The organism is Bacteroides xylanisolvens (assembly GCF_018289135.1).
Taxonomy (GTDB): domain Bacteria; phylum Bacteroidota; class Bacteroidia; order Bacteroidales; family Bacteroidaceae; genus Bacteroides; species Bacteroides xylanisolvens.
Genome location: NZ_CP072216.1, coordinates 4,862,607 through 4,876,059, shown reverse-complemented (window position 1 = coordinate 4,876,059; position 13,453 = coordinate 4,862,607). Strand labels below are relative to the sequence as shown.

The window sequence follows — 13,453 nt, the reverse complement described above, 5'->3', positions numbered from 1 at the left end:
CAATAGTTTCAAAGCTTTGGAAACCACGCTTGTACAAAGGGAAACAAAACATTTTCTGGTTGCCAGACTTCTTACCTCTTCAGTTCCGCTTCAAAGCTAGCGCCATCTTTGCAACTGAACCGCAAGATTGTTTGCTTTTCATTGGAAGAGACTACCGTACAATAGGGAGTTTCTTCCACATTCCATCGGCCTTTTATGGTCACAGTCACTGGTATTTCACTACTTCCATTATTAATCCACGGACGAGAGTAGATACTACGTTCAATCCGCTTCCCGTCTTTATCAAACGCTTCGTCACTTGGACCGCGATACAAAGCCAAATCAGGTTGTGCTACCGTCAGTTTAATCTTATCAGCAGATTCTTTATGAGTCATAACCAGGCAGGAAGTATCCACACGTTGCAACAGACCACCCGGCAACGTTGTTTCAGGAGTTTCAAACAATACATAAGAAACAATCTGCTCGGAAGCGGACTCTACAATATGCGCCTTCCGATCTTGCTGCAAAACTTTATAAGTTGGCTTTTTCGCAAACTTCTTCATCGCGATTTCATTCGTTTGAGGCAAAACAGCGTATTCATACCTTCCGTTTTTCGGTGCCTTTCCATGATCTACTACCAAAGAAACCCAATCACCCTTTGTTTCCTTTCCCGTATTCTGCATTCGCGAATATTGAGGGAAGTTTTTCTCAAATCGAATGGCTGTCGGAACATAATAACCTGTTCCCAAATGATCTACCCATACTTTCTTATCTTCCTGATAATTTTTCCAATAGTCATGTCCCGCCTTATCTGTGACTGCCAATTGGAAGATAGTCGTTTCAGTGGAGAATTCCGTATTTGTATTTTCAATATCCGATCCAAGGCAGACAATCATTCCATCGATGAAATGGTAAGATTTACGTGCCCGGTGCGATCCGTTATACTTGTCGTGCTCGTGCAACTTCATTCCGAAGTTACCATTCATCTTCTGTTGAGACAATCCGCCTGCAAAAGCTTCATCAGAATAAAGCATCTCTTCCATTCCTGAATAACGATCTACATTGAGTACTTTAGCCTGCAATTGTTCCAACGGCAAATGAATAGATGTGACTCCCGGGATACGGTTCCAGTCAAAACCTTCCTGCTGCCAACCACTAGTGGCCGGAGTCACTGTCTGCCCCGGTGCAGCAGTCAATATCTGCAAACTGCCGTGTGCCAGATAGCGACCATATAAATTCGCTCCCAAATAATGTTCAGCCGCCCATAAATAACGGGAATGTCCACGGGCCACGGCAGACCAGTTACTGCGACGTTGAACAGAGACACAACCATAGCCCATTGCTATATTCCCCTGTGGATCCGGTTCCGGACGGAAACCTTTCTCTATCAGAAGCTTTGCCGCTTTGCGTTCTTCAGCATTTGAAACTTTGGGCATATATTCGGGAGCATCATTCTCAACGCCCGAATTTGAAATCAAACGAAGATAAGAAGAAGCCATTTCACTATCATATTCCGCCTTTCCATCGGGAGAACCGGCTAAAGCCATCATGGCAAAATGCATAGGAACCAGTTTACCTTTTCCATCCGGATGACGACCGGACATAGAAAGAGGGAAATTCAGTTTATTGCAATAAAAGCGCATGGTCAGCAATACATTCTTCACCGTTTCATGAGCCAACTTGGAAACTGCAAATTCCGTCTGGCTAAGAAGATAAATCATGTTTGTTGCCCCATCCAGTCCGCCTACGGCATAAGCCGGATAGTTATTGTGATGATGGAAAGCACCTCCGTCCACTTTAAATGAACCGGACAGCCCCAGTGCAGGACGGCAACCATAATCAATCCAACGAGAGAAAGACCGTAAGTATTGCAGTTTCTCCGGTGTATCTTCCATCATTAGAATACTGGCAATACGCCCTGTGGTCTGTGTATTGAAAGAGTCCATATCAATTCCGTCAACTTCCGGTTTGGGATACACTTCGTTAGTAATCGCATACCAGCGTAATGTCCGTTCGGCTTCTTGGAGTTTGCCTGCTTCCCTAAGCACATCTTTCATCAAGAAATATGCCAGGTACAGGCCGCGAACACTATACCCGTAATGATGGATATTTCCCCAACAACTACCATAAGCCACGCCCTGATCGGTTATGTGATCGTACATTGCCAAGAACTTCTTCTTCATTTCTTCCCGAATCACCGGTTTCGCCGTACTATTATTATATGCAACAGCTATTTTTTTCATCAGATCGAAATAAGCACGCATTTCCACACCCATCTTAGTGAGCATATCCTTGTTCCAATCCGGAATGATTCGTTCATAAGCTTCGGCGGCACGTACCATATAGATAGGTACTCCCGAAACCTGACCGTTTTTGTAAGTGATCTGATAGAAATCATATTTCTTGCGAATATTCTCAACCTCTTTATCTGTGATCTTGCCTTTCGTGTAGATCATATCACGAAAACGCTTCTCTAACAGTTGCATCTCTTCCCGTTGCTTGTTGCCTACAGGAGTTAGTTCAATATCCGGCTTTAAAAGAGAATGTTTATAAATCACCAGCCAATGACTGGTCGTTCCTTTATTCACAAAAGGCACCTGCAAATCGGCTGTTTGTTGACGTGCGTCTACTTTAGTGGATGTAATTAAATGGTCGATGAAAAGACGACCTTTTGAATTTGGAGCTACAATACGAAGTTCATTCATCCCTTCCTCCGGTATGCCTTGCATATCCCTCTCATAGCAGACCCATGCGGCACGCCAGCCAGTGAAATTGATACCAAAAGGAAAAGAAGTACATTTTTTACCGTCTTTCAGAAACTCAAATTCGATGGTTGCATCTTGGGGTTCTTCATTGTAAACCCACACAATAAAAGCCGAAAGATATAAATCCTTGCCAGTCGGATCTTTCTTTTCAAACTTCAAGTCTTTTTTAAGCTCCAATACACCACCTGGTTCAAATGTCCATTCCAACGAATGTTTTCCGTCTTTATAATGCACATCGGATACTGACAGTTGAGAACGAGTGCCGGATATACAATCCGGGATTTGTGGTTCTTCAAAAGAAAACATCCGCTCATCTGTTACGACTTGCGCATGAAGGAATGTTGAACACAAAAGAGAAAATAGAGTTGTCACTCCAAATTTAATAAAAGGTTGTTTCATCATGGATATATCGTCTTATTAGGTTTTTCAGTATATAAGTCAGAGAGTAGTCACTTTAAAATCTGTAAACAGTACATGATTCTGCAAGAGACGAAGACCGAAGTGTCCGTCACCTTCGCCGCCTGTAAGAACATAGCGGAACAGTTCTTCACCATTCACAGAATAAGTCGTGATTCCTTTTTCCACTTTAATGCGAATCTGATACCACTGATTGGGAACAAGCAAGTGAGAGGCATCAGTATATTCTTTCAATAAGGGTTTCACCTTGTCATCTGCTACTCCATAATATTCTCCTCTGTAACGACGGAAACGAGTCGTCGAGTTATCATTTCCCCCGTATCCAACGTAGAAAAGGTTTAATGTGTTGTAGTTTTTAAAGATGCCGTCGCGCCACTGACTACGAGTGAAAAGATCATCTGGGTATTTAGGGTCATTGGCAGCCCAAAAACAATTCAAGTCACTCAAGCGATCGTACTTCCCTCCTTGCATCACCATACAAGTGCGGTAACTAACCTCATAATTCCCCGCCAATCGCTGCTGATACCACATAGTCAATCCATCCGGCACGATCAATTCTAATGTATCTGTACGTTCTATCACCTGCAAGGCATGGGATGCATCTTCTATCTTCCATTGTTGTGCAAACGCATTTTCGCATTGTGCAAACAGCACTACACTATCCAAGAGAAATAAAGTAATCAAACTGTAGCTAATAAAAAATCGCTTCGTCATTACGGTATTAGTTTAAAGATAATTCTTCCGGATACAAAGAAACCCCTCTTTTCGAAAAAAGAGGGGCTCAAATTGTACAAAATATCTCAAATAATGTATTGACCGGGATTTTGTATTACCAAGCTTCTACCACTTTTTCAGCAGCCGGATGCAAATACCAATCCTTGTTATCAGCTCCATTGCTAGTCACCCAAGCACGGAATTCAGGATAAGCGTTATCAAAAAGCACCTTTTCATAAGCATGTTTTACGCCAACAGGAACTTTAATTCCCCAAACAAAACCATTCTTATTACAATATGGAACACCTTCCATCATTTCACCGGCTGAATCAGCTTCGTAATTAGTATAAAGATAAGAAGGTCTATAGCCTTTCATGTGAATCTCTTTATTCGTATTTGTCACAATAAAGAAATTCTGATTATGAGTATCAGTAATAAGAGCACGATAAGCTTTCAATTGATCCAAATCTTCAGTAAGACTAGTACGAACCTTAGCTCCCAAAATAATTTCTGCACGCAACATGCCTTGTCCCGGATTTATAAAACCTTTTGTAGTCTGGAAGAAATTAGTATTATCACCCAAAGCACTCAAACCATCCATTATGATAACCGGACTACCGTGTTCCGTGTCTACCGTAACTTTACAAAATTGCGATTTTCCAAAGAGTTGCTGTTGAGGCATTTCTGCTTTCATTTCCCCAGTAGCAAGTTCGGTTTCTTTTCCTTGTCCTTCTTTCAAAAGAATACGGGTTGCAACAGTCTCTATATACTTTTTATCCAAGCCACCTAATACTACACCTAATTTAATAGGATATCTACCGCCTTTAGCACGAATATCCAAAGTCAACTTCAATCCTTCTTTATATCCCTGACCAGCTTCGAACCATTTTTCAGCCTGACATTCGGTTACTTTCAAATCGTACTCAAAAACAACATCGTTCAAATCATTGTCTTGACCTGGTTCAATCGGCCAATTGTCTTCAAACATAGCAACGCCTGTATTATGATAGAAAAACCATCCATCATCTTCCTCACTAGTTACCGCCACCGCATCTTCAGGTACAGTTATTGCTACAGTCTCGCCACTCCGAGTCACGCTATTTATCGGAAATGATGCTGTTTTATCTGTTCCATCAGAATACTTCAAATAAATATTGGCACAGTGAATAGGCACATTCAATTCCAAGTCTTTCTCTCCATCAACAAGCAGGCCACTCACCAACAAACTTCTTTCCTGATTTTCTGAATCCCAATACAAATCAACCGCTACAGGCTTACTTGAATAAACTTTAGCAGAGACAGTACGACTAGTTGCAAAATCAAACCCTGCCGGAATAACATACTGCGGGGAATCATCTCCTCCTCCATTATCCACTATTCCTTCTTCATTGTTACTGTCTGTACAAGCAACAACCAACATCGTCCCCATAAGGACATACATCAAACTTTTAATCTTCATTTTAATCTAATTTTTAAATTTATTGTTTGTTTCAGTTTCCTATGAAAGCTCTACCTTATCGCACCCATATCCGAGCCCTATATGTTAACTTATCAAAAATATAATTAACGCTTAATGGCATTTTACCTGCCTTTATTTGTAATTTCAATCCTTTCCATCGAAAATAATCACAAGAGCTCAAATATGGCTCAAAAGCCCTGTTCATAAACAATGGATAATATATACAAGTTATTTAGTATATTTGCATTAGACAGAACATTCAATACAACAAATATAGAACTTTTGTTTTGAATATACAAGTTTTATAGATTAAATATCAAGGGAAATGGATCAAGTACTGTATGGTATAGATTACATAGAATATTATTTCTATTGGATATATTACAAGTTTATTGGCTATCCTTTAATCATAAGAATATGCTCAATTGCAGTAATGTTTTGTATTATTGCGTACTTGTTTCTCCTATTCCATATTATATATGGTATATTCAAAAGGCGGAAAGAGAAGCGAAGATACAACAAAGCTTTCGACAAATATTACGAGGAAATGAAATCTATCTCGCTAGATTCTAACACATTAAGTGAAGAGGAAATCGCAGACAGATTACAGTATGATACGAAAAAACGTCCCAAGCCTAATGAATTACGTATTATCACTCAACTATTAACAGAAATCAAGAGTGTACATGAAGATGACATCCATGAACTAAACTATCAAACGATTCAAACCGTATTCCAGATCACGCGTTTCCTTGAACGCGAACTTCAATTCGGCTCCAAAAGAGCAAAGATACAAGCGCTGAAACTTATTCAATCCATCAACGGATATGCCTCTGAAGCGGTATTGGTACGCTTCCTCTATCATCGTGAAATAGAATTGAGGAACTCTGCACGCTACACTTATATGTGGCTAAGCCAGGGAGATCCGTTCCGTTTCTTCGACGAAGACATCGGCATGAAGTTGAGACAATGGGATATGATGGAATTGCATGCCATCTTGGAACACCGCAAGAAGGTGGGATATAACACACCGAGCTTTATAAAATGGGTGAATACTTCGGCCGAAGAGAATGTTAAGATATTCTTTATCAACGAAATCCGGTTATATAATGAAACCGATAGTGCTCCCATCCTGGCTAAACAAATCAACGCACGCTCTACCGAAATCCGGGGCGAAGCGATCAGAACTTTAGGAAAACTAAAATATAAAGAGATCGAGCCCAAGCTGATTGAAATGTATCATGTGCAACCGGAAGAAGTCAAGCGACAAATCATTTCGGCTGTTGCAGACCTGAAAACAGATAAAGCATTAGGATTTCTTTACAATGCTTATGATGAAGCAGACAACTGGGGGACAAAACGTATCATCCTGAAAGCCCTCTATGAATACAGTGCAATGGGAAGAAAAACATTCGATCAATTGGAGAGAAAAGCAGATTCCCACACAGCTATATTGTTTGCCCATACCAAGCATCCGTTAATCAACCAGTTAATTTAGAGAATATGAGAGATATAATATTTACATTCTTCAATTATTTCGTATTCTTTTATACGAGTATGCTGGCGATATTCTTCGTCACATTCGCCTTCCTCTCTTTCATTTCTCTGAAACGGAGAAAAGATTACTATGTGGAAAGCTATATGCGGAAAACAATTAAGGAATCCCCCTATACACCGGGTATTTCGGTAATTGCCCCTGCTTTCAATGAAGAAAAGACAATCATTGATAACGTGAACTCTATGCTCGCATTGGAATACCCGCTTTTCGAGGTGGTGATCGTTAATGACGGAAGCACGGACAGTACGTTGAAGAAGATGATTGAACATTACGAACTGATAGAAGTGCCCTATGCCTATATTGAGCGAATCAAAACCAAACCGTTCAGAAGACTCTTCAAATCTACCAGTCCGAAATACAGTCGACTTATCGTTGTAGACAAAGAGAATGGAGGAACCAAGGCGGATGCATCCAATGCAGGTATCAATGTTTCTTCATATCCTTATTTCATCTGTACGGACGTAGACTGTATCTTAGAGAAATATGCTCTTTACCGCTGTATATCGCCCATCATATCCTCCGATAAACAGGTAATCGCAGTCAGCGGAACGATGTTGATGGCAAACGGATGCGTAGTGAAAGACGGGCAGATAGTAGACGTGAGAACTCCGCGTACTCCGATTCCGCTTTTCCAGAACCTCGAATACATGCGTTCCTACCTGATTGGTAAGATGGGATGGTCTGCAATCAATGGTATGCCGAATGTTTCCGGTGGATTCGGTCTTTTCGACCGTTCCGTAGCCATTGCAGCCGGAGGATACGACGGTACTTCCTTTGCAGAAGATATGGACCTCATTACCCGCATGGTAGGATATATGTGCGACTTCTCCCGTCCTTATAAGATTATTCAGATTCCTGATACTTGCTGTTGGACAGAAGGACCTCCCAACTTGGCGATGCTTTACCGTCAACGTACCCGTTGGGCACGAGGATTGTTCCAGACACTTAGTATCCACCATAAGATGATCTTCAAGAAAACATATAAACAGATGGGATTGCTGACTCTGCCTTATATGTTCGTATTTGAGTTTCTGGCACCCATCATCGAGCTTACCGGTTTGATCGTATTTATCTATCTGGCCTTTACAGGAGCGGTCAACTGGAATACGGCGTGGATGATTTACCTGACGATCTATACGTTCTGCCAGTTCCTTTCCATCGTCGTTATTACCTACGACTATTACGTCGGGATGCTTTATAAAAGAGGATACGAATATCTGTGGATTATCATAGCGTCCATATTGGAGCCCATCTTCTATCATCCCATCATCACTTTCTGTTCATTGAGAGGATACCTTAGCTATCTGACCAATAGAGACTTCAAGTGGAAGAATATGGAACGTAAAGGATTCAAGCAGAAAGAAGAAAATACGGATGATGCTGAAACAGCGGCTATGAAGCCTGAACCGGCTACGATTTAAACAAGAAAGAAAGATTAAAGACAAGATAGAATGAACAGAGAATTTCTCCATAAGATCACCTTATTAGGTTGTCTGTTTTTGCTGATAACCTCTTCCTCCGGAACCGATAATGGATTCCAGACGCCGGAGCAATATGCCCAAATTGTGCAGGAGCATTTTGCAAACGAGGAATGGGAAGCAGGAAAAGAGCTGTTGGAGGAGGGCCTTCAGAAATACCCGAATGTTTCTGACCTTGAATGGCTCATGGGCAAATACTGGTTTCACGAAAAGAATTATGACCAGTCGCGTTATCATCTTGTTAAAGCAATAGACGACAATTATAACAACGTCAATGCCAAACACCTGCTGGTAGACGTGGAAGATATTACCGAAAACTACTCCAGTGCCATTTGCTACGTTAATGAGTTGCTGGAAGTGAATCCGTATTGGAGAGGCTTATGGCGAAGGAAGATTGAACTATACCGCAAGCAGAACAACGATGTGGAAGCGGATCGCCTGTTGAAACGAATCAATCAGATTTACCCGAACGATACCATTCTAAGGAAAGACTACATCTACAGCATGGAAGTAGGCTACCAGCAAATGAAAAAAGGCGGTAACCGGAAAGAAGCGATCGAGAAACTGACGGAGCTAATCAAAGTATCTCCGCAAAACGAAGAATATTACCTGGACATCATCAACCTGCATTTACAGGAAGGAAACCGGGAAGCAGCTCTAGGCTGGTCATCCAACGGTTTGGCTGCCATACCGGGAAGTGGTGCGCTTATCGTCAAAAGGGCAAGTATCCTCAGTGAATTGGCGCGTTATCCGGAAGCACTGGCATTTATACGCGAGCAAATGAAGAGAAACAATAGTCCTGCCATACGGCGTATGTACAACGACTTATTGATGGAAGCTGCCCGTGCAGAGAAACAGCGGGACCCGTATGTATTATATGGCATGGCCTACGAAGGAGGCAACAAGAACAAGGAAGCATTAGACTACTTATTGAATACTTCCGTCACCCGCGGATATACCAACGACGCCCTCTTCTATATCAGAGAAGCTAAAAAACAATATGGCAACAATGATAAAGGAATTCTCTATAAAGAATATATGCTTTATCGCCAGATGAATGAGGATGATCTTGCCTATTCAACGCTGAAAAAGATGTACGAGATGTATCCTGATGATTATGACATTACGCTTGCCATGAGCGCGCAGCACATGAAGAAAGCTGAAAAACTGATGGAACTCGGTCTGTATGCGGAAGCATTGCCGCACGTATTGTTTGTATCTCAAAAACATATAGACAACGACGTGAACGGTGCCGCATGGGAAAAAGCCTTGAGTTGCTATATCAATATGAAACGTTACAATGAAGCACTTGCCACATTGGATACCATCACCCTTCACTTCCCGGATTACGAGAATGGTACGTTGAAAAGGGCCTTTATTCTCGATAAAATGGACAAAACCGAGGAGGCTTTGCAACTATATTTGTCTGCCATCGAGCAGAGCGACGAGGATATGCGTATCTTCTACGTCATCGGATACGAGGAACTGGCAGTGCCCTACATCAAAAAGTGCATGGAAGCCGGAGCTACGAAGAAAGCATACGAAGAAGCCATCAAACTGGTCAGCCTGAATCCATCGAGCGATCTTGGATTACGGTATGCCATTAACTCGTCCGGTTTACTCGGAAAATACGATGAATTCGAGAAATATACAGCGCAAGGAATCAATTACTATCCTGAAGAACCGTTCTATCAGGCAAAGAGGGCTACTGTTCTTGAACGCGACAAGAGATACGAAGCTTCTTTGGAATTCCTGAAACCGATACTCAATAAATATCCGAGCAACAAAGAGATTATAGGTGCATTCTCACAAAGCAGCGAATATCGTGCCCTGCAACTGACAAAGGCGAAAGAACCCGAAAAAGCTCTCGCTGTTCTTGATACAGCTTTGCTTTACGACAGCCAGAACAAGTCGTTGAAATACACCAAAGGCGTGGTATATGAAGCCAACAGACAAGCGGATTCAGCCTATTATTATCAAAAGTATTACGAGCCTTCCATCATGGAATACCGTTCTTTCCAACGGCACTTATCGGGCCTTAGAAGCATGATGCTCAAGAATGAGATCGCTTTGACCTACCTACGTGCACGCTACGGAGAAGAAGACATCATTACCTCCGTTGCCACCGCCGAATACACCCGAAAAGGCCAGAAGAACAGCTACACGGGACGTCTCAACTATGCAGGACGAAGCGGCTCGGCAAGCGACAGCATGGAGGCTGAAGAACAGACACCGGGAGGGGTCGGCATCCAGGTACAGGGAGAATGGACGCACCACTTCTCACCGAAGTGGAGCACTACGGTCAATGCCGCCTTTGCTACCAAATACTTCCCGGATATTACCGTCGATGTTGCCGTACGGCATTATCTCAAGAATGACTGGGAAATAGGAGCACATGTGGGATACAGACGTGTAGCTGCCTATACGAAACGTTATGAATGGAACGACGAATTCTTTGCAGGAGGCACCGGAGATAACGGTTATCTATTTACCGGCTGGAATGAGTCAAAGACCAACCTGCTCACCGTAGGCGGAGAATTAGCCAAAACTATCGAAGTCGTTCGCCTCAACACGAAGATAGATATGCATTTCTTCAATTCCAACTTCTACTACAATGCACAGATTGGTGCCAAATACTTCCCGGCTAATGACGGAAAGACGAATATCAACGCCATGGCAAGTATCGGATCGGCCCCGGAAACGGCTGTATTGGATTACGCGCTGCCCGGCTCTTTCTCACACACCAATACAATGGTAGGACTGGGAGGCCAATACATGGTCAGTCCTAATATTACCATAGGTCTGATGGGTACCTGGAATACCTATTATAACCAGACCAATACCGTGCGAGGGAGCAGTCCGCTCAACCCGATAGAATCCATATCGACACGCTATAAAAACTTATATAACATCTATGCACAAGTCTATATTTCATTCTGACACGCTTTGCCCCATATTGGCAGGAATGATATGTATTTGCTGCCTTTTATCCGGCTGCCGCATGCAGGCACGCACGGAGATGTTCCCATCTAAAGAAGGATACCTCATCACAATCGGCGAAGATCCGACGGACAGAGATACCCGATGGGCCAAATACCTGTACGAGCACCTCAAGAAACGTGCAAACGACGATGAAATGGTCGCTTTCGGTGTCTCCGAGATGGATATGTGGCGTATCATCATACAGATAGACCCGACATTGCAAAGAGGATTCAAAGTAGCCTGCAAAGGTTCGGATATCAGACTGACCGCAAGTGACGGCAAACAAATGTTATGGCTGCAATACCAACTGATAAAGAAGATCAGCAAAGAAGACCCGCGCATAGACGGTTCGGATCTTCCTCCCGCCCTTATCAATCTTAATGATACTTGCGGAGCTTTTGCATTTGACTATCAAAGTATTTATTCTCCATACGGCCTGAACGCCGATCATACAGGCGTTATCGGCCTGAACAACTTTGACGACAGCTGGGGAATATGGGGACACAACCTGCGAAAAGTACTGGGAAAAGATGCAGAGAAAGTATATGCCACCATTCACGGGAAGACAGATGACTCACAACTGTGTTTCTCTTCCGAGGACATGTATCGCCAAATAGAAAATTACATCGTAGATAACTTCGGTGAAAAGGGGAATTTCCGTTTTGTAATCTCACCGGATGATACTCCGTACGCCTGTACGTGTGCCACCTGCACCGCATTGGGAAATACAGAGAAGAACGCAACTCCCGCCGTTACGGAACTAATCCTCCGCCTGTCGCAGCGTTTTCCCAAACACACGTTCTTTACGACTTCCTACCTGACCACGCAACAAGTCACAGACAAGCAGCTCCCGTCCAACGTCGGGGTAATTGTCAGCGCTATCGACTACCCGCTCCGCCGGACAGACGGCAAGGACGAGCAAGACAAGAAATTTGCGGAACAACTCGACAACTGGAAGAAAGTAACGAACAACATCTATATATGGGACTATATCAACAACTTCGACGACTACCTCACTCCTTTCCCCATATTAAAGATAGCCCAGCAAAGACTCCAACTTTTCAAACAACACGGAGCCAGCGGCATATTCTTCAACGGAAGCGGTTACAGCTATTCTTCTTTCGATGAAATGAGGACTTTTGTATTATCAGCCCTTCTTATCAATCCGGAACTTCCGGTTGATGAGTTAACTAAAAGCTATTTCAATCAGGAATACCCGGTATCCAAAAAATGGCTGTACGATTACTACACAGAGCTAGAAAACAACGCCCAATCCGGAAAGCGGCTCGGACTTTACGCCGGTATCAGAGAATCGGAAAAAGGATTCCTCTATCCGGAGAAGTTTATCAAATTCTATGATGAAATGGGAGATTTTGTATCCGAAGCAAAAGGGAAAGAGCGCAAAAAGCTGTACGAGCTTCAAACCGCTTTATCTTTCACGCGCATGGAATTAGCACGTGACCACGGTTTCGACGCTTACGGATATGCCAAGCGGAATGGAAAGGATATTCAACCGCTTCCCCAAGCTCGTAAATGGATCACCCAGCTCAAAGAGCATCAAGCATTTGCCGGAATGGAATATTATAACGAGTCAGCCTATGAGATTGACTATTATATAAAGGAATGGGAACAATATATACTTGCTTCCGACATAAAGAAAAGTTTGTTTCTGGGAATGAATCCTTCCGCAACCCCTAAACTAAATAAAAATGATTCAAAGAAACTGACCGACGGCACTCACGGTTTACCCGGAGACTATCATTGCGGTTGGGTTATCATTCCGGGAGAAGAATGTACCATCGACCTGCCGGTTAAAGGACTCAATGCATCAGGAACATTCTATATCAGTTTTCTGAATCTTCCCCGCCACCGTATCTATGCTCCACAGCAAGTTCAACTGTTGAAAGACGGAGTAGCCTATAAAACAATAGACTTGAAACCGGAAGACTCCCCAGAAAAAGGAGAAATGATGAAAGCCACTATTCCGGCAGACCTGAACGGAACAGAACAATTAAGCATAAAAATCAGTTGTTTAAAGAAACCGGGAACGCAAATGGGTATCGATGAAATTGCATTCATCCCTTAGATGCTGAAAAAGTGA

General features: G+C 42.8%; 7 protein-coding genes. 4 read left to right on the top strand and 3 right to left on the bottom strand.

The features are described from left to right. Window positions 1-71: 71 nt before the first annotated feature. The 3 genes from INE92_RS20310 to INE92_RS20300 form a co-directional block, all read right to left on the bottom strand. The gene (locus tag INE92_RS20310) at window positions 72-3,146 is read right to left on the bottom strand and encodes a chondroitinase family polysaccharide lyase (protein WP_195436538.1); all 3,075 of its coding nucleotides are present in this window, start codon (window positions 3,144-3,146) and stop codon (window positions 72-74) included. A 36-nt stretch (window positions 3,147-3,182) separates the two neighbouring features. Further along, window positions 3,183-3,875 (bottom strand): DUF6250 domain-containing protein, encoded by a 693-nt coding sequence (locus INE92_RS20305; protein ID WP_008641726.1) that lies wholly within the window; start codon window positions 3,873-3,875, stop codon window positions 3,183-3,185. A 115-nt stretch (window positions 3,876-3,990) separates the two neighbouring features. Beyond that, window positions 3,991-5,334, bottom strand: a complete 1,344-nt coding sequence (locus INE92_RS20300) for an LruC domain-containing protein (RefSeq protein ID WP_008641725.1) — start codon at window positions 5,332-5,334, stop codon at window positions 3,991-3,993. Window positions 5,335-5,659: 325 nt separating this feature from the next. Between INE92_RS20300 and INE92_RS20295 the strand changes: the two genes are divergently transcribed. Genes INE92_RS20295 through INE92_RS20280 form a run of 4 tightly spaced genes read left to right on the top strand, consistent with a single transcriptional unit; the run spans window position 5,660 to window position 13,438 of the window. Next, window positions 5,660-6,832: a HEAT repeat domain-containing protein gene (locus INE92_RS20295; RefSeq protein ID WP_008023907.1), complete on the top strand. Its 1,173-nt coding sequence runs from the start codon at window positions 5,660-5,662 to the stop codon at window positions 6,830-6,832. A 5-nt stretch (window positions 6,833-6,837) separates the two neighbouring features. Then, the gene (locus INE92_RS20290) at window positions 6,838-8,313 is read left to right on the top strand and encodes a glycosyltransferase family 2 protein (RefSeq protein WP_004324274.1); all 1,476 of its coding nucleotides are present in this window, start codon (window positions 6,838-6,840) and stop codon (window positions 8,311-8,313) included. 30 nt (window positions 8,314-8,343) lie between these two features. Then, complete coding sequence (locus INE92_RS20285) at window positions 8,344-11,310, top strand: hypothetical protein (protein WP_211421239.1); 2,967 nt, start codon at window positions 8,344-8,346, stop codon at window positions 11,308-11,310. Beyond that, entirely contained in the window at window positions 11,285-13,438 is a 2,154-nt protein-coding gene (locus INE92_RS20280; protein ID WP_151927001.1) for a DUF4838 domain-containing protein, read from the top strand. Before INE92_RS20285 ends, INE92_RS20280 begins: the two co-directional genes overlap by 26 nt. The last annotated feature ends 15 nt before the right edge of the window (window positions 13,439-13,453 follow it).